Annotated in this window: 23 protein-coding genes; 15 read left to right on the top strand and 8 right to left on the bottom strand. The window is 55.6% G+C overall.

Annotated features, from left to right (window positions below; translation table 11 throughout):
• The first annotated feature begins 293 nt into the window (after positions 1 to 293).
• The 3 genes from SG26_RS00890 (at position 294) to SG26_RS00905 (ending at position 6,063) form a co-directional block, all read left to right on the top strand.
• Entirely contained in the window at positions 294 to 2,147 is a 1,854-nt protein-coding gene (locus SG26_RS00890) for an IucA/IucC family siderophore biosynthesis protein (RefSeq protein ID WP_014030831.1), read from the top strand.
• Positions 2,148 to 2,205: 58 nt separating this feature from the next.
• A complete protein-coding gene (locus SG26_RS00895; RefSeq protein WP_050036588.1) occupies positions 2,206 to 4,140 on the top strand; it encodes an ABC transporter ATP-binding protein in 1,935 nt (644 codons plus the stop codon).
• A 1,287-nt stretch (positions 4,141 to 5,427) separates the two neighbouring features.
• A complete protein-coding gene (locus SG26_RS00905) occupies positions 5,428 to 6,063 on the top strand; it encodes a hypothetical protein (protein ID WP_014030828.1) in 636 nt (211 codons plus the stop codon).
• Between the two features lie 89 nt (positions 6,064 to 6,152).
• On the opposite strand, the gene SG26_RS00910 is transcribed toward SG26_RS00905, so the two are convergent.
• Both SG26_RS00910 and SG26_RS00915 read right to left on the bottom strand, forming a co-directional pair.
• On the bottom strand, positions 6,153 to 6,554 hold the full coding sequence (locus tag SG26_RS00910) for a hypothetical protein (protein WP_014030827.1): 402 nt from the start codon (positions 6,552 to 6,554) through the stop codon (positions 6,153 to 6,155).
• Entirely contained in the window at positions 6,555 to 7,424 is an 870-nt protein-coding gene (locus SG26_RS00915; RefSeq protein WP_014030826.1) for a ParA family protein, read from the bottom strand.
• Between the two features lie 247 nt (positions 7,425 to 7,671).
• On the opposite strand from SG26_RS00915, the gene xseA reads away from it, so the two are divergent.
• Both xseA and xseB read left to right on the top strand, forming a co-directional pair.
• Positions 7,672 to 8,883 (top strand): exodeoxyribonuclease VII large subunit, encoded by a 1,212-nt coding sequence (xseA, locus tag SG26_RS00920; protein ID WP_014030825.1) that lies wholly within the window; start codon positions 7,672 to 7,674, stop codon positions 8,881 to 8,883.
• Positions 8,880 to 9,056, top strand: coding sequence for an exodeoxyribonuclease VII small subunit (xseB, locus tag SG26_RS00925; RefSeq protein ID WP_014030824.1), 177 nt, complete (start codon positions 8,880 to 8,882; stop codon positions 9,054 to 9,056). The genes xseA and xseB overlap by 4 nt, the downstream gene beginning before the upstream one ends.
• A gap of 86 nt (positions 9,057 to 9,142) precedes the next feature.
• Here xseB and SG26_RS00930 read toward each other — a convergent pair whose 3' ends face one another.
• Positions 9,143 to 10,138 carry an HNH endonuclease gene (locus tag SG26_RS00930; protein WP_079980785.1) on the bottom strand — a complete coding sequence of 332 codons (996 nt, stop codon included), beginning with the start codon at positions 10,136 to 10,138 and terminating at the stop codon, positions 9,143 to 9,145.
• 868 nt (positions 10,139 to 11,006) lie between these two features.
• On the opposite strand from SG26_RS00930, the gene SG26_RS00935 reads away from it, so the two are divergent.
• Both SG26_RS00935 and SG26_RS00940 read left to right on the top strand, forming a co-directional pair.
• Positions 11,007 to 11,765, top strand: coding sequence for a PQQ-binding-like beta-propeller repeat protein (locus tag SG26_RS00935; RefSeq protein WP_175055130.1), 759 nt, complete (start codon positions 11,007 to 11,009; stop codon positions 11,763 to 11,765).
• Positions 11,765 to 12,619: a hypothetical protein gene (locus SG26_RS00940; protein WP_228841621.1), complete on the top strand. Its 855-nt coding sequence runs from the start codon at positions 11,765 to 11,767 to the stop codon at positions 12,617 to 12,619. The genes SG26_RS00935 and SG26_RS00940 overlap by 1 nt, the downstream gene beginning before the upstream one ends.
• Before the next feature lie 48 nt (positions 12,620 to 12,667).
• Here SG26_RS00940 and SG26_RS00945 read toward each other — a convergent pair whose 3' ends face one another.
• On the bottom strand, positions 12,668 to 13,162 hold the full coding sequence (locus SG26_RS00945; protein ID WP_050036591.1) for a hypothetical protein: 495 nt from the start codon (positions 13,160 to 13,162) through the stop codon (positions 12,668 to 12,670).
• A 371-nt stretch (positions 13,163 to 13,533) separates the two neighbouring features.
• Here SG26_RS00945 and SG26_RS00950 point away from each other — a divergent pair, with 371 nt between their 5' ends.
• The 5 genes from SG26_RS00950 (at position 13,534) to SG26_RS00970 (ending at position 18,016) form a co-directional block, all read left to right on the top strand.
• Positions 13,534 to 13,941 carry a hypothetical protein gene (locus SG26_RS00950; RefSeq protein WP_050036592.1) on the top strand — a complete coding sequence of 136 codons (408 nt, stop codon included), beginning with the start codon at positions 13,534 to 13,536 and terminating at the stop codon, positions 13,939 to 13,941.
• Positions 13,942 to 14,275: 334 nt separating this feature from the next.
• The gene (locus SG26_RS00955) at positions 14,276 to 14,806 is read left to right on the top strand and encodes a GNAT family N-acetyltransferase (protein ID WP_050038225.1); all 531 of its coding nucleotides are present in this window, start codon (positions 14,276 to 14,278) and stop codon (positions 14,804 to 14,806) included.
• A 981-nt stretch (positions 14,807 to 15,787) separates the two neighbouring features.
• A complete protein-coding gene (locus SG26_RS00960; RefSeq protein WP_050036593.1) occupies positions 15,788 to 16,585 on the top strand; it encodes a hypothetical protein in 798 nt (265 codons plus the stop codon).
• An 88-nt stretch (positions 16,586 to 16,673) separates the two neighbouring features.
• Positions 16,674 to 17,126, top strand: coding sequence for a helix-turn-helix domain-containing protein (locus SG26_RS00965; protein ID WP_014030815.1), 453 nt, complete (start codon positions 16,674 to 16,676; stop codon positions 17,124 to 17,126).
• A gap of 62 nt (positions 17,127 to 17,188) precedes the next feature.
• Positions 17,189 to 18,016 (top strand): hypothetical protein, encoded by an 828-nt coding sequence (locus SG26_RS00970; protein ID WP_225306806.1) that lies wholly within the window; start codon positions 17,189 to 17,191, stop codon positions 18,014 to 18,016.
• 115 nt (positions 18,017 to 18,131) lie between these two features.
• On the opposite strand, the gene SG26_RS00975 is transcribed toward SG26_RS00970, so the two are convergent.
• Positions 18,132 to 18,419 carry an amphi-Trp domain-containing protein gene (locus SG26_RS00975; protein WP_008308543.1) on the bottom strand — a complete coding sequence of 96 codons (288 nt, stop codon included), beginning with the start codon at positions 18,417 to 18,419 and terminating at the stop codon, positions 18,132 to 18,134.
• 187 nt (positions 18,420 to 18,606) lie between these two features.
• Here SG26_RS00975 and SG26_RS00980 point away from each other — a divergent pair, with 187 nt between their 5' ends.
• On the top strand, positions 18,607 to 19,461 hold the full coding sequence (locus SG26_RS00980) for a coenzyme F420-0:L-glutamate ligase (RefSeq protein ID WP_225306805.1): 855 nt from the start codon (positions 18,607 to 18,609) through the stop codon (positions 19,459 to 19,461).
• A gap of 86 nt (positions 19,462 to 19,547) precedes the next feature.
• Here the strand turns inward: SG26_RS00980 and SG26_RS00985 are convergent, their stop codons facing one another.
• Positions 19,548 to 20,627, bottom strand: a complete 1,080-nt coding sequence (locus SG26_RS00985) for a CNNM domain-containing protein (RefSeq protein WP_050007337.1) — start codon at positions 20,625 to 20,627, stop codon at positions 19,548 to 19,550.
• 329 nt (positions 20,628 to 20,956) lie between these two features.
• Between SG26_RS00985 and SG26_RS00990 the strand changes: the two genes are divergently transcribed.
• A complete protein-coding gene (locus SG26_RS00990; protein WP_014030810.1) occupies positions 20,957 to 21,220 on the top strand; it encodes a hypothetical protein in 264 nt (87 codons plus the stop codon).
• Between the two features lie 172 nt (positions 21,221 to 21,392).
• Positions 21,393 to 22,073 carry an IS6 family transposase gene (locus tag SG26_RS00995; RefSeq protein ID WP_014030809.1) on the top strand — a complete coding sequence of 227 codons (681 nt, stop codon included), beginning with the start codon at positions 21,393 to 21,395 and terminating at the stop codon, positions 22,071 to 22,073.
• 105 nt (positions 22,074 to 22,178) lie between these two features.
• Here the strand turns inward: SG26_RS00995 and SG26_RS01000 are convergent, their stop codons facing one another.
• Positions 22,179 to 23,351, bottom strand: a complete 1,173-nt coding sequence (locus SG26_RS01000) for a Fic family protein (RefSeq protein ID WP_050036595.1) — start codon at positions 23,349 to 23,351, stop codon at positions 22,179 to 22,181.
• Between the two features lie 169 nt (positions 23,352 to 23,520).
• Positions 23,521 to 23,709: a hypothetical protein gene (locus tag SG26_RS22150; protein ID WP_050036596.1), complete on the bottom strand. Its 189-nt coding sequence runs from the start codon at positions 23,707 to 23,709 to the stop codon at positions 23,521 to 23,523.
• Positions 23,710 to 23,744 lie beyond the last annotated feature (35 nt).

A 23,744-nucleotide genomic window follows, 5' to 3' on the forward strand; every position in this document is an offset into this window, starting at 1 on the left:
CACTCCTCGATAGGAGATGTTATTAGGCTAGCCTAAAAAAGTAGGCGCTGTAGTGTGAAATGCACGATGCTATAGTAACAATTGAAACGATTCACACACTGATCGCACTGCCCTCGTGGATCAGGTGTGCATTGATTTTCAATGGCTACTAGCCGTCCATACAACACACCGTTCTTGCAGGACAAGGTTTATATATAATTTAGGCTAGCCTAAAACTAGGCGATTACGATGTTCGTACTCAGTCACTGCAAGAGCGACAGACGGATTGCAAACACAGACGGGGAGTACAGATAATGGAGTACTCAGACACGGTACGCTCCACATTCGGAAGCGACCACTGGAAGCGGGCGAACGAGGCTATGTTACGGAAGATATTTGCGGAGTTCACCCGCGAGGGCCTTTTAGCTCCGACGGAGACACGGACCGTCCCCGCAGAATCCGACGAGCCCGTCGAGGAGTGGACTCGATACGTGGTACGGTTGACAGATGGTGTCGAGTACCAGTTCGACGCGCATCAGCGCGCGCTCGGAACCTATCGAGTCCGTTGTGACTCGATCATTCGACGTGACGGTATTGCAGGGACTGAGCCGGAGCCGGCAGACGACCCGATTCAGTTCCTGGTCGACGCCCAGGCGTATTTGGGAACCAGCCAGACAACCCTCGCACGCCTCCTCAGAGAGTACTACAACACACTCGTCGCCGACACACACGTTCGCGCGTCGAAAGATAACCGTGAGCGTGAGTCGATTCTTGACCTCCCCTACGCAATGGTCGAAGGAGAACTGGAAGGACATCCCAAGTACACATATAACAAAGGCAGGGTCGGGTTCGATTACGACGACTACCATAAGTACGCCCCCGAGACGAAACGTAAGCGGACACTCTCCTGGGTCGCGGCACATGAGAATCGGGCCACGTTCACGTCGGTTGCTGGGATCTCACAGAGAGAACTCCTTGAGAACGAGTTGGGGGACCAGTATCAGGCGTTCAGGTCACGGCTTTCGAGTGACGGGCTCGATCCGGACGACTACGTTCTCTTTCCTGTTCACGACTGGCAGTGGACGGACAGCGTTATCCAACTGTTCGCTGGCGACATCGCGGACGACTTGCTCGTCCCTCTCGGTGAAGGTCCCGATACGTACCTTCCCCAGCAGTCCATTCGTACGTTCTCAAATGTCACGGATCCCGAGAAGAAGCATGTGAAGCTCCCCATACGCGTGCTGAACACCAACGTGTACCGTGGGATACTCGGTGAGCAAGCTGAAGCCGCCCCTCGTGTGACCGAGTTCGTACAGTCAATCCTAGACGACGATCCGTATCTTCGAACCAATTGTAACCTCGTCCTTCCCGGAGAAATCGCAGGTGTGAACTACGAACACCCCAAGTTCAGCCAACTCGAGGACGCTCCGTACCAACTTCACGAGCTACTCGGGTGTGTCTGGCGAGAGAGCGTCACGCCTTCAGTAGACTCCAGCGAGTCCCCGATAGCTCTGGCTGCAGTGTACGAGGATGACTTCGATGGGACGCCGGTCGTGGCAAAACTCGTCGATCGATCGGGGATGACACCGGAGACGTGGCTCACCGAGTTTCTGGAGACTCTGCTGAATCCAATTCTACACTGTCTCTATCGCTATGGTCTTGTATTTATGCCGCACGGTACGAATGTCGTCCTGATACTGGAGGACGACGTTCCCACCCGGATTGCGATCACGGACTTCGTTGACGAGGTTGCGGTCATAGACCGGAACTTCCCTGAACTGATCGAGAAGCTCCCCGAAGAACTCCGCGACGATGACCGATACACGCACAGTATCGTGAAGCGGAAACCACCGATTCTCCTCTGTCATCGAATCGTGGGAACGCTGTTCGACGGTGTGTTCCGGTTTGTCTCTGACGCGCTGGAGCGAACCCACGGACTCACTGAAGCAGCGTTCTGGCAGCACGTTCGGAACACCATCGAAAACTACCACAAAAAGTTCCCGAGATACGAGGATCGGTACGAAGCAATCGACCTTTTTAGACCTCGGTTCCGGAACTACTGTCTCAACCGGAATCGGTTGCTGGATCACGGCTACACGAACACCAATACGCGCCCGAAAGTGCGCCATCACGGTACCATTCCCAACCCACTCGCTGAGTTCACATGATACGCATTGACCAGACTTGCGAGAATCAAGAGTTCAATAGCAGCAGCGTTTTGAACACATGACAGAGGAGAACACAGGCGGGGACGGGTCCACTATCGACGAACTCGGACGGGACATCGAACAGCCTCTCCGTAGTCTGTTCGTTCGATATGGACGGACGAAGCAGCGACGGTTAGCACTCGGATTGTTCGCCAGTGTCGTCTCACGCGGAGCAGGGCTCGTCACGCCGATAGTTCTGGGAACAACCATCGACGCCGTCTTTAACAATGAGGGAGCGTATACACTTCCTCTCGTCCCCAGTGCCTGGTTGCCATCGGACGCAACGAGTCAGTTTTGGCTCTCAGCCTTGCTTGTTGGCGGGTCGCTCGTACTGGTCGCTTTGACGGCATGGCTCCGAGACTATATGATGAATGATTTCGCCCACGGTGTTATGTACGATATTCGAGCGGACAGCTACAGGAAGTTCCAAGAGTTAGACACGGTGTTTCAGGAGGAGGTAGACACTGGGGAGGTCATGTCCATCCTGAACAACGACACGACCAATTTGGAACGGTTCTTCGACAACGGACTTCAAGACATGGTACGGATCGGTGTCATGGTGGTCGGAGTTACGGGAATTCTTCTTCATCTCAACTACCAGCTCGCAGTGATTACACTGCTCGCACTCCCGCTTTTCATAGGTTTCACATGGTGGTTCACCCAGGCGGTCGAGCCACGATACGCCGGCTGGCGGTCGTCAGTCGGGCATCTAAACACTCGTTTGCAGAACGCGATCAGCGGCAGCCTACTCGTCAAAACAGCGCCAGCAAAGGGATACGAGGCTAACCGCATCGATAACGCGGCGAAAGATCTGTACGACGATGCGATCAGTGCAATCAGATTGAGTGTTGTTTACCGGCCTGGCATGCGGTTTTTAACCGGATTGATACTCTTCGCAACGTTCGTCGTCGGAGGAACTTGGGTGTTCACCGGGCCACCAGGTCCGTTAACGGGTGATCTCACTGTCGGTACATTCGTCGTATTTATGTTACTCACCCAACGGCTCACCGACCCACTCGCGAAGCTTTCCGACGTCGTCGACCGGTACGAGAACGCGAAAGCCTCTGGAAAGCGGATCTGTGGACTCCTACGAGCACCCACGTACGTAACCGAAAATCCCGACGCAGCGGTGCTCGACAGCATCGATGGTCACGTCGAGTTCGATACAGTGTCATTCGCTTACGGGACAAATAATCCTGAGTCGAGCGCTGACGAACCTGTACTTGCTGACATCTCGTTCACGCTGAATCCGGGCGAAACCGTTGCACTCGTCGGCCCGACTGGTGCAGGAAAGTCGACGATAGCAAAGCTCCTCTTACGATTATACGATGTGACGAGCGGAGAGATACGAGCGGACGGGCACGATATTCGGGAGGTGACGCTAGGGAGCTTGCGCGAGTCCATCGGATACGTCAACCAAGAGCCATTCCTATTCGATGGCACGGTAGCGGAAAACATTCGATACGGGCAGTCACAGGCGAGTGACGAAGCCGTCCGACAGGCGGCACGAGCGGCACAGGCACACGAGTTCGTCGAGAATCTCCGAGACGGGTACGGGACAGAAGTCGGGGAGCGCGGTGTGAAGCTCTCTGGGGGACAACGCCAGCGAATCGCGCTTGCCAGAGTATTCCTTCAGGATCCGGATGTCGTCGTTCTTGACGAGGCGACGGCAAGTGTTGACACGGAAACGGAACTGCTGATCAATCGGAGTCTGACTGAACTTGCGGAGGAACGCTCCACGATAGCAATCGCGCATCGTCTCTCAACGGTCTGTGATGCAGATCGGATACTGGTCATCGAAGACGGACAGATAGTCGAGCGCGGCACTCACAAGTATTTGCTGGAGGAAGACGGGTTGTACGCGATGCTGTGGAGAATTCAGACTGGAGAGATGGACGAACTCCCCGAGCGTTTAGAGCGTCATGTTGCGAACGACTCTGTCGTAACTAGGTAACCTACCTACCCAAAACGTCGTGTTTAGTCAAGGGTCAGGTAATTACTCTGGTGATCCGGGTCCGAGATTCTGCTTGGCGATGGGAAGAAATCGAATATCCCGCGGTCGTTGCAATAAGCTTTGGTGGAACTGTCGGCTCACAGGGGCGTTTTTAGCGACAGTGTCTGTTGGAGAAACCGCTAGAAAGAACCATAGAACCGATTAAATCACCACATCTTACAAGTGTACGCTTGTTATATCATGATGGTGGTGTTTATACTTGTAAATTCAGGCAGAATATGTGAGAAATATTTTATGTTATTACATAGCACTGGTGTGGCGTTTGGGTTTATTACACATCGGCCACTGCTTCCCATCCATTACTAGTGCCCGAGAACACCCCGTTTGGGTGCTTTAGCCGTCCCAACCCGGAAGACAAATAATCCAACCGCTAGGTAGGTAACCGCCTGCCCGACCAATACCCCTAGGTCGAATACCGGAAGTTCCCACACGCGGAGTTCGCGCTTCCGTTCATCGGTCAGATAGTCATCAGACACGACTTTGGCACTTGCACTACCCTGCTCGCCAGCGATATCTTGGACGTGTTCCAGTAGATCCTGCGTGGTTCGCGAATACGCATCGTACCAGAACCGCCGGCCCATGTGCGACTTCCGTGCGACGCCGTCGATCTCTTCTGGAACTCGGCCTTCTCGGCAAGGTCGTGGAACTAGCCTGCGATTGTGGCTCCGTCGACGTGGCCGTTTTTCGAGCGTTCCGAGGGGAACAGATAGCCGTCGATGCGGGTGGCTTGTACTGGACTTATGTCTCTACGGTGGTTTGGTAAATATCGCTTTAAAGCACACATCGCTATATGGATTGTTGCGTTGGAAGTTGAGACTACCGTGGGTTTAACAGGACTGTGATCCGTGGTTTCAGCCGAATCAACGAATGGAGACGGATTCAAATTGCTCTCCAAACGGTCGGTCTTGTGTACAGGCAACGAATTCAGAGTGGTTCTGAGGCACCAGCTATAGTAACGATTGAAACGATGTACACACTGATCGCACTGCCGCCGTGCGATCAGGTGTGCATTGATTTCCAATGGTACTATAGTGTAGCCACTCAGACGCCGCGCTAACCCGAACGGAGTACCTCACTTTCCGATTCCATTCTTCTTCAGCAGCGTCAACGTATTATCGACTGTCACAATTGGCGAGTGTGCGTATGCACCGGTCAATTCGACCTGCACGAGTCGCTGTATTAGTCATACAGACAAGACATTTATTTCCTTCTCCAGATACCCTACTCATGAATTATCGATTGGTCCATTCAATCTTTGCCCTCATAGTTGCAGCTTCACTCATCGGTGCTCCAATTACTATGTTGGACTGGAGCCAGGAGGCAGACTTCACTACTGAGCCTATCGAGGAATCCGACATCAATGAAAACAGTCCGGTACTCCAGTATGATAATCTCTCAAACTCCGCGCAAGACCCTGTTCGACGAGCCATCGAATCCCCCGACGGCCATTACACGATTTATGGGCATGAAGACTTTCCGGACCGTTTCTTCTACAGTGATACGATCAACCCCGGAAAGGGTCAGTATGTGATTGCCTATGAGGGGCAGTACTATCGGCTCTTTACGATGTCGGGTGGCGGATTCTTCTTCGTATATTTGGTCTACCAACTGCCGTTCATCATCTATGGGGCTCTCCTCGCCGGAGTTGCGTTCATGCCGTCACAAGGTTGGACCGGAACTCGAACTGAGGCACTTATTACTGTCCCCGGAATCGCGTTCCACCTCCTCGGTCCCGAATTTGACTTCCCTTTGCTTGCCCCAATACAATTCGTTAAACTTGGAGTTATCGCCGTTATTGTCGTCCTGATAGGACTCCTGTGGGCATACATGAGGGAGAGGAACGGCAAGCAGTATATGCGGTAGCCGCAATGAATCGCGACCGGTGGGTCATCCACTCGATCTGCGACCCATTGCTTTGTGCGAGCAGCGTATTCGATAGTGTCTGGTCTTGGTCACTTGAGATGCTCGTAGCCCCAACTCTCCAGTATTGAAGCCACAGTGTCGGGATTCTCTGCCGCCAGTTCGACGAACGCCTCGCGCAGATCCGTCACCGAGACATCTTTTGAGCGCATACCGAGTTCATCGGCCACGTCGCCCCTCACTTGGTCCTCTAATTCGGCGTATTCGTCACGGAGGAACGCGACGTGTTCGTTATCGCGGTCTTCTTTGACCGTCTGTCGGCGAATGACGTACGGGATTTCGTCTGTACTCATGTTGTCGGTGCTATCGCTTTCGGATTCGGACGGAGATTCGGCTGTCGTTTCAGGTGTTGGGTCCGGCGCTGGGTCGTCTTGCTCGTCGGTCGTCTCCTCGGCGAACGGGTCCTCTCCGGGGCCTTCTTTCATGCCCGCCATTTACGCCACCTCCTCGATAGCGCCGGGTTCCGGTGGGTTCGGGGCTTCGATCTCGGCTTGCGCTTCGAGGTAGCGAGCCAATCGGTCGTACTGTGCTAGCGTTTCGACCTCGTAGTCACGTCGACGGTCGCGATGGTCTCGGACATACGTGAACGCCGAGCACTGCTGTGCCCACGACCCTTCCATTAGCGAGGTACGGTCGCCGAAGATTTCTGGTGTCGAGTACGGGATCTCGCTAAGGACGCGCTTCTGGTCGTTCGTCCCTTTCACGCCGACCGGGACGGCCACAAGGACGCCTACATCGATTTCAAGCGTGTCTTCAAGCCCGGAAACGAGCTGTTCCAACCCCTCAACAGCGGCTTGACCCTTCGCGCTCGGTTCGACTGGGATAACCAACGACCGTGTGGCGTTGATAGCGTTGTGTAGGTGTGGGCCTTCCGTTGCCGGCGGGTCACAAATCAGCACATCGTACTCGTCACGAACGCCAGCATCGGCGAGCGTGCTGAGTAACGCGGCGTGAATATTGAACGCATCCCCGACAGCGGCGGCCTGGTCCTGTTCGCGGCGGAGCCAGTCCCCGAGATCGGCGAGTTGGTTGTGTTCAGGGATGACATCGACGCCGTGTTCAGCGGTGACGATGAGATCCTCAAAGTCACCTTTGGGCCGGTTGATCATATGCCGGGCGAGATGATCGATGTTCTTCGAGCGGTCCTTGTCGACGCCAAATAGCCGCGAGAGATTGCCTTCTTGCGGATCTAGTGGGACGACCAGTGGTTTGAGACCGGCGCGGGCGTGTGCGACGGCGAGGTTCGCGGCGGTCGTCGTCTTGCCGACGCCGCCGGCCTCGCTGTAAGTGCTGTATGAGAGCATAGCTGGTTGTTATAGCCTTCAGTTGAAATAACCTATTGATTGATTTTCCTGATTCAAGCAACTTGTTCAACTAACCGATTCAATCAACTGGTTCAATCAATTGGTTCAATCATCTAGTTCAAGAGGCAACACAAATCGACAAAATGCGGTCAGGGCACACCGCTGGCTGGCCGCGTCTGGTCGTCCGGATCGCTGTCACAAGATAGTACCATGGCTTAAGTACACAACCGCACTACAGAGGAGTCGAATGGGTTCGGAGCCGGAGCCGACGCACACGTCGCTGGAGACACTGCAGGAAGCACTCCAAACGGAGCGAATCACCTACGTCGATACGCTGAACGAGGATATCGGCACAGTCGTCGAGAGCGCAGACCAGCTCGCCTTCGATTACGTCGTCGGTGATGTCTCCGACTATGGTGTGTCCTCAAGCGACCACGTCCACCTCGATCTGGTCCACGAGGGTTCGACGATCCACTGCGTGCTCTTTGGGTACAAACGATCGACAATCGACACCACAATCGAGGATGGGATGCAGGTAGCTGTCAAAGGCTCGCTGTCGTACTACGAAGACGGGGGCAACGTCTCCGTCATCGTCGAAGACATCGTGGCGGTCGGTGAGGGCACGTACCAGCAGATCTACGAGCAAAACAGGGAACTGCTGGACTCGGATGGATTGCTCGATCCGGAGCACAAGCAAGCCCTGCCGGACTTTCCAGAACGGATCGGGATCGCCACCAGTGCGACAAGCGATGCCCGGATGGATGCGATCACCAGCGTCCACGAGCGGTATCCCGACGTGGATATCGTCATCCAGAACACGAGCGTTCAGGGCGACGATGCGATGATGTCGATCATGGGTGCGATCAGTGAACTCGATGACGACCCGCTGATCGACGTTATCGTGCTTACTCGCGGTGGTGGGTCCGACAAGCACCTCCGGGTGTTCAACGAAACGCCGCTCTGCCGTGTTATCCACAAAACCGAGACGCCAATCGTAGTTGGGGTCGGCCACGAGAACGACCGAACACTGGCCGACGAAGTGGCCGACAGACGGGTGATGACGCCGACCGAGGTAGGCAACATCGTTCCGGAGCGGACAACCCTTGACGCGGAGCTGGACACACTCGAAGAGCGTCTCAACACGGCCTACACAGCGACCGTCGAGACGACGCTGGAGACGATGGATGACCGACTCACCCACGCCTACAGACGGACCGCCGAATCGGACCTGTCCTCGTTCGAAGGCGAACTCGACCGCGCATACGACACGCACGTTCGCGATGCACTGACCGATCTTGAGAACCGGCTAGAGCAAGCACGCACCCAGTACGATCAGGAGCGGAAACGGAAACAGGAGGCCACAGCCTATCGCCGCCAGCGTCGACGGCTGCTGCTCGTCCTGCTCGCTCTGGGCCTGCTTGTTGTGGCTCTGCTCCTGTACATCCTGCTTCCACTATGAAAGACGAGACAATCGCCGACAAGACCGACCGGCTCGAACAGATTATCGACCAGCTCGAAAACGGAGACGTCTCGCTGGAACGGGCGAACGAACTCCATGCCGAGGGAACGAAACTGATCGCCGAACTCGAATCCGAACTAGCTGTTGGGGACGGCGAGGTTATCGACCGCTGAAGCCCGGTTGAATCCGTTTTGTGCTGTGGTATCCTCCCCCGCGAAAGCGTTCGAGAAGTACACGTCAGGCACAGTCTTCGCTCCGATTAATTCGTCACCCAATCGAGAGAGTCATTGTGCTGCCGGAGATACGTTGGTGCGACGTTGCCGTCCAGCTGGGGGACTGACTCACCAGCTCGGTCGACGATTGTCTGTTTCAGCAGGTCGCTGTCGGTCTCGAAGTCGGGATTGACGTGCAGCCGATAGTTGCGGTCGATAGTGAATAGTTCGCGGTCGAAAGCTGCGTGGTGAATCTTGCTGAGTGGGAGGACATTGGTGGGATCCGCCCGGTGCTGTGGGTAGTCGCTCCAGGGCAGGACATGAGCGACATCCAACAGCCCGCGGTGGTCAACGCCGGATATCGGGCAGGTCTTATCATACTGGACGAGGACTGTCTCCCGGAACTCCGGATCAACTGCACGGGCCTGAACCGTCGTTTCGTAGGTCGTTACCGTCGGAGTATCTGTGGTAGGTGCATCGGCCTGTGGGGTAGACCCAGCCCACTGCTCGACGGCGGTCTCAACGAACTGGCGGCCCTCATCTGTGAGGGCATACTGCTGGCCGTCCTTGTGGACGAGTCCGAGGCTTCGGAGCCAGTTTGCCCGCTGTTTGGCCATGTCCGTGTTGGCCGGATCCCAGCCCAAGCTTGTATGCGTCTTGAGTTGCTGGTGCCCGATTTCTTCGATTGTCATCGGAGCGGGCACAAGTGAGTACAGCAGGCTCCGGAGGCCGACGTTCCGGCGACACATGATTTCAAGGAGCGTTTCGGTCGTTTGCTCAGCGATGTAGGTGGGACCCTCCGGGCCGAGTCGCCAGTGGTGGCCGTCGCGTTCGATAAAGCCGACATCTTCGAGATAGTCGATCCGGCGCTGTATCGAGTCCCGGCTCGAAACTCGTTCGAAGTGTCCCCGGTGCCAGCCGATGAGTTCATCGGGAGTGGGCTGTTGGTCGTCGACGTACTCGAGGATTGCATTGAGTGTCTTGACGTAGTTCGTTGCGCCGCCGAACATCGGGACGATACTCCGGAGCCGGTCAGGTGGCATCTCTGGCTGGTATTTTGGAGGTCAGTACATGGTCTTTGGGACTACGCGGTCGGGTCACTAGTCAATAGCTGGACCGAAATTGAGTGCATTCCGAGTCTTCAGCGTAGTATTTTTGATAACTGTACTGGAGGGTAGACTCAGCTATAGGCTCGAAAGCGGTTGCAGTACACCCAGACAATCGTGGAACTGCTGTGGGTAAACAGCCCTACACCGGGTTCACATCCAGAACAAAACCCTGTATCCAGAGTACTGTGAAAACTACCTGGGGTGGTCAGTCACCGTTTGGATCGACGCCTGGTATTCGAACAGATTTGGGTTACGAAAAGAGCGCTTCTCATCGAAACTCAGCCGCTTGTGAACCCGGCGAAAAGACCGACAGCGATAATTTTGCTTGTGATAAACCAGCGAGTAGATGCCCTCCTCACGACGTCGATTTCTGGGATTAGCCGCCTTGGGAATTACCGGTTCAGCTGACTTCACGTCTCTCGATACGCAGAAACGTATTGGTAGTCAGTCACCCTCCGACTGGCCGATGGGCCGGTACGATCCTCCCGGAACCGGGCACAATCCCGAAGTATCAGGTCCAAAAGACGATGTAGCGGTTGCGTGGACACACCAGGCCCCGGATTGGTTTCGGGGGAGTACCCAACCGATCCGCCGTGGGAAGACGCTATACGTCGGTGGCAACGGACTGCTTGCGCTCGATACCGAGACTGGGAAGCGGCGGTTCAGCTTCCAGGGGCCGTATCACTCAACTCCAGCGATTGCCCCAGCCTCGATCTATCAGACGAAGACACTCGGTATAACCGGGTCAGATGGGGTTTACGGGCTTAACGCCAATGGCGGACGGGAACTTCCCTTCACAGATATGAGTGTCGGCGGCGAGCGATGGACAGGACCGCAATCGCCGACGCCCGGTTTCTTCGGGCCGGCCGAGTCAACAACGCCGGTCACTGCGAACGGGACGATATACACGGCACTACCTGGGACGAACTCAATCGTAGCACTGAACCCGAACAGTGGGGAGATCCTGTGGCAACAAACCCATCACAAAGACGAGGCGGTCAGTGGGACGTACAACAGACCCGCGGTGGACGACGGCCTCGTGTTCGTCACCGCGTGGCCACAAGAGGCCACTGCGTATCGTGCTGATACTGGTGAGCAACACTGGCACCATGAACTCGAAGAGATGACAATTCTGCCGCCAGTGGCGACAGACGAGGGCGTCGTCATTCAGACGCGTGAGTCAGTTCAGTTGCGAACCAGATCCGACGGCGCACTCCTGTGGGAACGCAACCTCGACGGGAATGTGACCGACAGCACGCCAGCGGTAGCCAACGGGACGATATTCGTTGCCGATGAGCGGGAGGAACTGCATGCGCTTTCGCTGGCAACCGGCGAGACACGGTGGACAGTTCCGTTCGACGGAAAAACGACGCCGGTTGTCGCTGACGGTCGCGTCTACGCTGTGGACTCACTCTGGGCACTGGAGGCGTTCGACGTCGCCACGGGTGAGAAACAGTTCGAGTACCATCCTTCGGAAGTACCCCTCTCGCCACCGATGGTCGGGGATGGTATGCTGTATCTGGCGAATCGTGGCCGAGTTCTCGCACTGGAGGAAGCATAGTGCCCCGAAAAGAGGGGGCTGGAAGCGAGACGGTGTCTTCACCTGGACACCCATCCCCGACGCCTCGACTGTCTACTCTGGGCGTTCTCAAGTCCGCGCTCGGGCGCATTCGTCGCGACCCTGTGCTCGCTGTCCCATTCGCCGTCGTTGGTGTGCTGGTTGCACTCGTCGACTGGCTTCGCCAGCACGATTCAATTCCAATGGCACCAACCGACGCGCTCAGTCAATCGGTCAGTGTCAACTACGCAGTGTTCCCGCAAGGGACTGCACGAACGGCCCGACACGTTGGTGCGTTGGTCGACCTCGAAACACGGTATCTCCTCTGGGCTGTGGGGCTCGAAGCCCTCGTTCCACTCGCAGTCGGGATCGCCGGTTGGGTGACGATTACACGAGTCCTCGATACCCACTCAGGTCCCCGTGCATTGAGCAGGTATCTTATCGCGCTGGCTGCGGTCGTCTCCATCCCGCAGCTGTTGGGCGGTTTCTCGGTGGATATCACTGGTTTCCTGTTCGGACTGCTGCTGTTGGCGGTTGCTCTGTTCGTTCTGACCCGTCTGTTCCTGCTTCCGGCGTTGCTAGTCACCGGACGTGGCTTTGTGACGGCGCTCAGGCAGAGCTATCATCGATCACAAGGTCAGGGCATGACCATCGGCGGCCTCATCATCGTCATTGGTCTCGCCTACTGGGGTCTCGCAACCGTACCGGTCGTCGGCGGCTTTCTGAGTACCGCGGTAGTGGCACCGGTCCACTCCGTGGCGATCGGAACCGTCTTTTCGACCGGCTCTCGTGGGACAGCGGCGATCCCGGCCAACCATGTCGAATCGAGGGATGCACGCTCGGGCGAGAGGCGGTAATACGTTTGTGAGCGGTCTCGCTGTTGTGGATCGTCACTAGCGCCTCACTCAGGCACAGGTTGCGCTACCACTGGTTCCAGCTTCCTCGAAGGTCAAACTGTGTTCCTGACCAGTTCTGGGACACGTCCGTACTCTAGTGTAGACGTGCGTCCCGTTATCGGCGACTTTCTCGCCGAGGTACACTGTCACGTCCCCACGCGTCCACCCATCAATCGTGGTCGTCACCGTCTCGCCGGGAGCGACGGTGATCTGTTGCGTGGGGACCCCATCGTCAGCGAGTGTGACGTTTCGATCCCCATCCGGCCAGATCAACTGCGAGAGCGTCTTGAGCCTGTGTTCGCCATCTCTGGTCGTGACCTCGAAATTCAGGTACATCGCCTGCTCTCTGCTTTCGACAGTGTACGCTGACAGTTGATACGCTGTCGTGTCGTTGTTTTCCACAGTCAGTGTAGGTTTGAAGGGTCCAGAGACGGTATCATACTGGACATAACCAATCACAAGCGCCGATCCGAGGAGGAGCGCGATTGTTCGACGGGAGACCATCCGTAGGATCGTGTTCCAACAGGAAACAGAATATCATTCCGATTGTCTCATCCGAGTGTCACGGCCAGAGTTGATAAATCGAGATCGAATCAGCGATTCGGGTTGCGATTGCTAATGAGGGGCCAGGGGACTCCTGCAGAAAACGGGACGTATTACCGCTGGGGAAGATACGGTCGTCGGACACAGTACTGGTAGTTGATTGTGCTGATGTACTGGCCTGTCTCCGCATTCGATGGGACAGTCGAACGGACAGATAACTTCCTACACCCAGTGCTGAACCAGGAACGCAGCCGATCATATCCGTTCTGCCTGCTCCCGTAATGTCGAAAAACTCACATGGATTTAATACACTTCAGTGACAATTACTCAGTATGGTTGCTCAATCGACACAGCGACAAGACTCGTTTTTTACACTCCCATCGCATCCAGTAGGGTACCTCGCAATCGTAGCTACGCTTACCACTGCTGGCATCCACTTACTGCTCGGTCCACAGGTCATGGGATTCAGTCAGACATTGGGGGCGCTGTTTATTCTGAATGGGCTTGGATTTCTTGGCGGGGTCCTCCTGTACAGTAGCCGGTACTGGCGACCCGAGCTGTACCTTGTCGCTGCGGGATACGCCATTGTCACCATTCTCGCACTGTTTGTGTTCCAGGGGTTCAGCTTTGACGCGTTCTATATGCAGGGGAACCTGAATCCGCTGGCCGTCGCAGCGAAGGTAGCTGAGGCCATCCTCGCCCTCTGTGCCATCTACTTGTACAGAACATCGGCTCCGTGAGAAGGCCATATTGACCGTCCATAGAAGAGGGACGCGTCAACGAGACACTGTTTTTCAAGGCAATCAAAGGATTTGTCAGTTAGTCCTAAATGATGGACCGGTTCAAGTCTGGGGTGACGTTCGTGGTCCTCGACCGAGTCATACTGTTGTCTCACCGATTCGGGGAGAGAGCACGCAGCAAATGAGCAGAACATCCATCAGCAGGTGCAGAGACAGGTGCCCCTTCTATTGGCTCTGGCGTTGGATGCGCTCCGTCAATCAGCTTTCTTGCTCTCAAAGTCATCGTCACCCCGAGAGTAACAACAAATAAGTGGCGCGACTGGTCCGGACAGGTATGGAGATCGTGGAACTCTCAGCAAACGAGCCTGCTGTCCGGCGCTTTATCGAGGAACTCTGGCTACCGTACTACCGCGAACTCGAAGGGACTGTCGATACGTTCTCACTCGCCGACGACGTCGACCTCGTCGCGGAGGAACTCCCGTTCCGCGTCGATCGACTCGATTCGGAGGAGTATCGAACGTGGATCGCCGTCGATGGATTCACCGACGAGACTCCACTCGCCGATGCTGACGGTGAGCTTGCCGGGTATATCGCGGCCGAAGTCGACGAAGCGCCGAGTGTCTTCGACCGCCCCGACCGACTGTTCATCTGTGACATCTACGTTGGCGAACCGTATCGTGGAACCGGACTGGCTGCGGACCTGTTCGACCGTCTCAGAGACTGGGCACGCGAAGCCGGATGTGAGGAGTTCAGTCTCGATCCGCACGTAGACAACGAGCGAGCCATCGCCTTCTACGAAAAGCTCGGATTCGAAAGGACGCAGTCTCACATGGTGGCTAGCGTCGACGACTGTGAGGAGAGATAGGAACTGATATTTGCCCGTTCGTTTGGAGGGAAATGGTGGGCTGCAATGGGCACCTTGCGTAGCGCCCACCACTTTGCTATGTCAGAGGCACGGCTGGGTTCTGGACCCGGGAAACCCAGTCAGATGACCAGCAGTCAGGGGAGCTCGAAGCGGGGACCAGAACCCACTCGGTTGTGACAGACGCCACATAAATAGCCTTTGTGGAACCACGGTAGCAAATACCACGCATCAACCCATTCACAATAGTGGCCAGCTCTACCACCCTACCGATGTTTCCAGTGGCGTACGCACTTGGACGTACACACTACCCCGTGGCTCCGCTGTGTACACCAGCAGCATGGTGGATAGGGGTGGGAGAAGCGGTCTGCAACGCACCATCCGAAGTCGTCTACTTCGACGACGGGCTCTACCCTGAAACAATCGATGGGATGGGTGAGTCCAATGGAATTGGACAGGGCACGGAACCCACTTGCTCCTGATACGAGTGGCCACGAAAACGCTTGTGTCACCCCCACGCTGTCTGTCGATTTTCCGATTACACAACTCACTCAACGATAAACTTCAATGAGACACGCTTGCACGACTCCGACGGTCCAAGCAGCAAAGGCTTGGGGAGATGATGTGCAGCTGGGGGGAGCGGCGTGCTACACACCATTGGAAGCCGTCATCTACGACAACGGGTTCTGGATCCGGGCCGATCGGTGAATCGGATACGATTCAGGGGGGAAGTGGAGTGGGGACCAGAACCCAACTATTCAGTACGTGCTTGGTATCAAAAATACTTGTGATTCAGAGTTACAGTCTATCCATCCGACAACTGCAGAGGCTCCACCGTCCCGCCACCAGAAGGTGGCTCGATGACTACCCCACCGAGCGTTGGCGAGATCGGTACTCGTCGCCTGTACTACCGTTCAAAATGCTCAAATCTGATTTTGATACTACGCTCGACCTAATACCCGACGACAGTAATTCGTGAACACAATGGTGACAGTCTCCGCATTCAAAGACGGATCCGCTGCCCTCCGAGAAAACCCGATCCTGTTCGTTGCCGGGCTCCTCATCGGGGCCGTAAGTCAACTCCAGTACGTGGATCATCTGATCGAATCACCACTACTGTCAGCGGGTGTCTCTCTCGTATGGCTCATTGTGTTCCCGTTCGTTCTCGGTGGCTTCATCGGCACCGCACAGACCGCAATCGAAGGAGTAGACGCGTCGTTCACCCAGTTTTTCATTGAAGGGCGAACACATTATTTCCCACTTCTCCTCGCAACTGTGTTGTTCATACTTATCGTGCTCGGGACCGCTGTCGGACTCGGATTTATCGGGTTCATCCTCGGTATCGGATCGATGGCACTCGCCCCAATTAACGAGATGGCTGCCTTCGTCGCCGGCGTCGGATCTATACTCATCTGGCTGCTGTCCATCCTCGTTGTCATTATGTTCGTGCAGTTCTACGACACTGCGATTGTCATCGAGAACGAGAGTGTTACTGATGCGTTCCGAAAAAGTGTTGCACTCGTCCGCTCAAATCTCAGAAGCGTCGTTGGATTCTCGCTGGCGTGGAGTGTCCTGCTGAACGCCTTCTTCATCCCCGAATATCTCGTCCGGTTGACGCTGACGGACGCTGGACCGGCTGACGTATTACCGATTGAGATAGGGATTCCGATGACCGTCTTGCTCCCTCTCGGGATCGCTCTGTCTTCAGTCGGCTTCGCGTACTTTTATACGGTCTACACGGCCTATTACTTGCGATTGACTGCTGTCCCGGAATCAACATAAACACCGACCAACAATTACAACCGATAGTTTCGAACAGCAACCAGCCGGGTCAGATCCCGTGCTCCAGCCACAGCAGCTACTCACACACATGGCACGACTTCTTCCAACACAAACTGACGCCGCCGTCGAACGAAGTGATAACCCCGCTATCTTGAGTCTCGATGACGACACGACACGGGAGGTAATCGAAGCGTTGTCCTCCGAGACTGCGTACGAGATTTTCCAACTGCTCAACGAAACGCCAGCGACACCGGCACGGATCGCTGAGCAACTCGGCCAGAGCCTGCAGAACGTTCACTATCATTTGGAGAATCTCGAATCGGCCGGCGTAATCGAAGTGACTGACACCTGCTATTCGGAGAAAGGCCGTGAGATGAGTGTATACGTCGTATCAGAGGACCCGACACTCCTCTTTCTCGGCACTGAGGACGACCGCCCGAGTCTCAAACGTGCGTTCAAATCGTTCGCTTCGCTGCTTGGTCCCCCCTCGGTTTTACTCGCTATCGGCGAATCCGTCTCACAGTTCATCACTGCCGAATGAGCGAACACACCGACCCCCCAGTCCGAAGCGCTTCTACCAGTGACGACACAAGCGAGTGTGACGTGGCACCAACGATCAAGTCACGGGAAGATATCGATGGCTGTGGTTGTCTCGAATGCCGAAACATCGAGACGACGACCACCAATCGGACCGTCCTTGATGCATTGGTCTGGTCCGTTCGCCTGTTTCGCTCCTACCCCTCGATCATCGCCTTCGCGGGTGTGACTATCTTGGCCAACCGACTTCTCGAGACGGACATCATCAACGGGCTCCCGATGCCTGTAATCGGCGTATTCGATGCTCTCACGGCGTTTGTGTTCATAATCTTGATTCGAGCTTATGTGGGAACAATTGTCGCCGGAGAACTGACTGATAACTCTGTAACGATACGCGAAGGAGTCCATCGGAGTATCACCCGGACACCGGCGTTGATTGGCGTAACACTGCTTATCGTTTTTTCTGTAATGACGGTTCCGTTCTTTCTGTTTCTGCCACTACTCCTCCTTGCTGGCGCTATTCCGGGAAACCCCGCAGATATAGTTGGCTTTCCCGTCGTTGCGGCGGTGGGTGGGCTCGTTTTTGCCGTGCCGTTTCTCGGCTTGCTGTTCAAGTTCTGGTTCGCACCGGAGGCCTGCGTTATCGGCCAATATGGCCCTCTCAAATCACTTCGGATTAGCTGGCAGATTACGACGAACTACCGTCGGAAGTTCGTGCTCATCGCAGTGATCGCTATCGGGAGTGTAAGCAACCTCTATCTACCCGAGATAGGGACGGGCGTCGCTTCGGTGACGCCTGTTTTGCGTGTGTTCTCTACAAGCGTTGGAGACCTACTTTCAATCGTGTGGGCGAGCGCGTACGCCCACCTCTACATCCAAGAGATTGTATCGTAAACGCAGTCCCCCAGACAGAAACAGGAGGAAGAGTTAAAGAGACCGGACAGCACAGCGACTTCATTTGTTTTAGATAGGTTCCGCTGAATCGACTTCCCAGCGTGTGTTGGCGTGATTACTCGATTTCTAACTGACCACTTCCGCCGCCCTCCTCGCCATCATTTTCGTCCCATTCGAGTTCGAACTCGACACTTAGCTCCGTCATATTGTCTGCCGGCCCTTCACGTTCGGCTTTGACCTCGAAGGTCGGTCGGGCAGGGGGATCCAGCGTTACGGACTCGGAGCCTGCTTTCAGGTTGATAGCGTTTCCGCTGTCGAGATTATCCGCGACTTTCCGGAGGTACGATGCGATCTCTTCTCGGCTCTGATCACTTTCTGACTTGAACAGGACTTCTTCGGGCATACAGGAATCGATACACAGCCTGCACCAATAAAGCCGCCTGCCGTGTGGGTGCGACGTGATTACGTTCCGTCGACTGCCCGATACCGCCGGTACACTGAGTGGGACACGTTTCGAAGAACGTCTCGTCTATTCCCAGCGATGTGCAATCGTCTCAGCGTTGAAGTGTGCTGTTTCCGATCTTCAACTGATGACGGAACTAACGTTCCACGGACTTAATATCGGGCAAGTCGAACCGAACGACGACCTCGTCGACCGGATCGTCGAGACAGCGGCTTCAGAGTATCCCCTGACAGACGGTGACATCGTCGTCGTCACCGCGAAGGTCGTCTCGTTCGCCGAGAACCGACTCGTTGAAGCCGACGAGGTCGAAGTCACTGACCGCGACCACCGGGTGGCAGACATCACCGGCATCGATCCGCGAGAAGTGGCCGTCATCTACGACGAAAGCGAGGTCATCGGTGCGATCCCGATCGCAGAGGTCGGCGAAGACGTGCTGTTGGAACATGCCGTAGACCCCGAAGCGGCACAGGAGGCACTTGCTGAGGTCCCAGCGATGCTCGTGACCGAGCGGAACGGTCGACTCTGTACGAACGCGGGTGTCGATTGGTCAAACAGTCCGGACGGGATGATGACGCTACTACCTGAAGATCCAGACGAGAGTGCCCGTCGCCTCCGCGAGGGAATCGAGGCACAGACTGGCGCAGATGTGGCTGTCGTCTTGGCCGACTCGGAAATTGCCGGCCCGGGTTCGATGGATCTGGCGATCGGGTGCTCAGGGATCGAGGCGATCGATAACAACTTCGGACAGACGGACCTGTATGGAGAGCCGAAGGTCGGCGGTGTCGACCTCGTCGCAGACGAACTCACTGCCGGGTCGGCGTTGCTGTTCGGACAGGCGGACGAACAGATCCCCGTTACGGTCGTCCGGGGACTGGAGTACGAAGACGGAGAGGGCGTGCCGAATTCGGGCGGTGTCGTCCGCCGCGGACTCCGCAAGAGCGTCCAGCTAACGGCTCGCCTGAAGGCCCGCGAGTGGTTCTGATAACGACGTTATAATCTAGAGTCGGGATACTGGAGAGGTCATCGAACTCTCGGTACACATTGACGATGATGTGCCTGTGCTGACAGTCACTCGGCCGCGCGATCCATCGGGTCTTCGAGTTCACCGGTGATTGCCTCGAAGGCGTCTGTCGCGGTGAGGAGACCAACGACATCGTCGTCTGCAACCACGAGGGCGAGTTCCTGACTTTCGTCCTGACACCGGTCGATGAAGTCACTGATAGTCGTCTCAGCAGCGACAGTTAGCGGCGAGGTTGCCAGTTCTTCGAGTGTGGTCGTCCCCGAATCCAGCGCTTCGTAGTTGTGCAGCACCGTCGGCGCGTAGACAACACCCACGAACGAGTCCAGTGAGCCTTCGATCAACGGAAAGCGGACGTATGGCATTCCGTCGATCCGGTCCATGTTCGTCTCGAAGTCGTCAGTCGTCGAGAGCGCGACGATGTCACTGCGGTCAACCATGATCTCACTGACCGTCGTCGCGCCGATGTCGAGAGCGTTGATAACTTCAGTCCGTCGCTCTTCAGGGATATCGAGTCGGCTGAGCGACTCGCCCATTTCGCTACGCAGTTCGGCCCGAGTAGTTGCGAGATCGCTTTCGGCCTCCGATTCGGTCCACGAACGGGAGATCTCAACGCCGAAGAGGCCCAGCAACGTTTTCGCCACCCAGTCCGCCGAGATGATTACCGGATACATGAGCTTTGTCCAGGCGTACAGCGGGCCCGAACCGTACCTGGCGACGAACTTGGCACGCTCGATCCCCAGATACGTCGGTGCCTGCTCGCCGACAATAACGTGCATGAGATTGACAACGACCAACGCGAGGAGGACAGACAGTGTCGTGTGTCCGCCGCCGGTGACGCCAACTGCACCCAGTAGCGGTCCCAGGACTGCTGTGACGGCCGGTTCAGCGACCACTCCCAGGCCGACACTGCAGATGGTGATCCCCACCTGACAGCCTGTGAGAAATATCTCCAACCGCTTGGTCATGTTCCAGGCGCGTTCAAGTCCACGTCCATTACCGAGAAACTCCGCCTCCTCGAACTGCCTGACGCGGGTCATCGCGAACTCGGTCGTGACGAAAAAGCTGTTTCCCAGAAGGAGGGCGACACCACCGAACAGACGGAGCCACGTTACCAGCGAGATAGCCATCAAATCCTGGTTTCTCCGGGCATTATCTAAATCTATTGTTGACACGCCGGAGTCGGACGCTCTATGTAGATTTAGGACCTCACAAAGCCGGTTAGTTGAGACGTCTGCTTGCTGCGAATGTGCCTAGCAAACAGCAGCAAGCAGACAGTGAAATTCACGAGTACCAACTCCTTAACTTCCTCGACAACCGGCTTGACGAGGAAGTTTCTCTCGGTCTTGCGAACGTTTCTATGACACGCTGGTGTCTTAACCAATAGCGACCGCAATACTTCCCGACTGTTGGTTAACGCTACTTTTGTGTCTCCCCGGTCGGGTGAGGGATTTCCTTCATGGACCCGACTGAAACAGTTCCAGACTACGAGCGCTTCGAGCGCGAACAGATCGCACAGGACCGCGACCGGCAGCGTCCCGATACTGTCGAGATCGACGAGCCACGAGGCTGTGAGGTGGTCACCAGTCTACTCAATGAGGGTGTGGTTGAGCCAATTCCTGAACAAAACGTCTTTCAGCACGTTCCATCCGGGCAGTGTTTTGACTCCGACATGGCGCTGGTGTACTTTCATAAGGGCTGGGAGGCTGCCACCGAGGAGTAGCGGATTTGCGTCTGTTAGACTCTTAAGTCAATAGAATGAGCTACCAGACTATCTATTTGCGTTAACTACTCTCGGAAAGAATTAATTGTCACAAATACACATATGGTACACGTAAAGGCACTGTCTAGTTGAGCGAGTTTGAGAAGCGAGGAGGTCTTAGTGAGTTTTGTCCATGAAGCTCGCAGACCTCCTCAGAGAAACGTTAGACGAGGACAGTCAAGACGTTTGGGAGAACGAGCGCACCCCGACACCAGTCCGGCGGTTTGGGGTGCGTCTCCACACGGCGGGGCTGTCGATCAGGGAGACAGTCGCAATTTTAGACTTGCTGGGTGTCGATCGCTCTCACGGAGCGGTCTGGAACTGGGTTCACACGCTATCGGAAGCACAGAGCGACCCGCCGACGGCGGAGCCGTCGCGGGTCGCGGTCGACGAGAAACAAATCGAGGTTGACGGCGAAAAGAAGTGGCTGTACGCCGCCGTCGACGTTGATTCGAAGCTGTTGCTAGAGGTCGACGTGTTCAGCCGCCGCGGGACCGACCCCGCGGCGGCGTTCCTGCACCGACTCACTCAGAAACACGATGTCGCCGATACAGAGTTTCTCGCCGATGCTGGCGGCTATCTGACTGCCCTCTCACGCCACGATTTGAGCGGTCGGCTCAACTACCGAAGCCGGAACCACATCGAAAAGTGGTTCCAGACTGTGACCATGCGAATCGACCGCTTTCATTTCTTCTGGAGGGGCAGTCAATCCAGCGCGAAACAGTGGCTACGACGCTTCAGACACCACTACAACCACGAACGACCCAACCAAGCACTTGACGGACGAACGCCAACTGAGGTCATCCAAAACTAGACAGTGCCTAGAACTTGAGATCCCGAAAACGTGACTTCCCCCTCTCCCCAGTAGTTGAGATTGGCCATCTCAATGCATATGGCTCGTCTCTTGTTAGGCTATGATCTAGAGCTGGTCGATTGGCTTGTTAATAATCTCGAAGACTTCGCTTGCACGGTAGAACCGATTACGCTCTTTTCCAGTGAGTTCTTCGAGTATCCCGTCATCTTCGAGTTGTCCAATCAGTCGGTTGGCTGTGCTGTATTCGACATCCAACCAGTCGGCTGCTGTGTTCACGTCCAAGTACGGATCTTCGAAGAGTCGCATGACCAGTTCGAGGATATTCTCAGACCGCTCGCTCTGGTAGCGCTGTTGATAGTCCTCTCGGAGGTCGACCAGTAGGTTCGCTCGCTGGTGAGCTTCATCTGCCTGTGACTGCACACCACGTAGAAAGAACAGCAACCATTCTTCCCACTCACCCCGCTGACTGACTGCCAGTAGGTGATCGACGTAGTCCGAACGTCGTGCATTGAAATACGAACTCAGGTAGAGATACGGCTCGGGCAAAAGACCGTCACGTTGTAGGAGGAGACTGATCAATAGCCGCCCGAGTCGTCCGTTCCCATCGAGAAACGGATGAATCGTCTCGAATTGGTAGTGAATCAATCCGATTCGGAGGAGTGGATGTAAATTCGTCTCTTGGTTCGCATACTCGAGCAAGTCTTCGAGAAGGTCAGGGATTTCGTTCGGTGGTGGCGGCACGTACCTGGCGTCTTGGATGTATGGCGTACTGCCGATGAAATTCTGGGTTGTACGAAGTTCACCTGGGTCAGCCTCATCCCCACGGACACCCGAAAGCAACCGGTTGTGCATTTCGCACAGCAATTCGACGGTAATTGGATCGCCAGCTGTGATCGCATCCAATCCGTGCGTCAGGGCGTGTAGATAGTTCACGACTTCCTGGGTGCCCTGCTGTCTGTCTTCGTCGATAAGAGCTTCCTGTCCGGCCTCATAGGCGTAGATATCCGAGAGGGTAGCATGTGTTCCTTCGATTTGCGAGGATTCCAGGGCTTCTTTTCGAATGAACGGTTCGATCAGGATCTCTCTTGAGCCAACACGTGGGCCGATACCGTGGAGTCGTCCAAGTGCCTGTGTCGCCTCGGCCAGCGGTGTAATGAGCTGTTCAGTGTCAGTTGAGGGGGGAAGCGGGTCAGGCCGGAACGCCGAATACGTCCCTTTCGGCGTTGTCGTGGGAATGATTTCGCCAGGGGCCGTCTCGTCGAAGTCATCTCGCTCCATCAGTGGTATTTCTACAAATATGCTGGCCACTATTGGTATTTACGGGACCAAATCAAAATAGTATGGCTGTTGATTGCACCGTCACCACTACTCGGGATTTCTGGAGACAGATTTGATATACAGCTTTCGCCCCCTATCTTGCAGGTGAAACAACTGCTCAGTAAGGTGCTTAGTTATCAACAGATGACCCCGGCTCGGAGGTGGTTCTCTCACGTACTGCTTGGGTCTTTCCCCTGTTATAGAGCCAGAATAGGACGAGTAGCGTCAGAGGGAACAATACAATAGCGATGATGGCAAGAGGCGGGAAGAGGAGGAATAGAGCAAATGTTTTCCACGAAACGAGGGTGTCACGGGGCATAACTGAACTTCCGGTCAAGGCAATATCTGTCTTGT

This window comes from Haloarcula sp. CBA1115 (genome assembly GCF_000827835.1).
GTDB lineage: Archaea > Halobacteriota > Halobacteria > Halobacteriales > Haloarculaceae > Haloarcula > Haloarcula hispanica.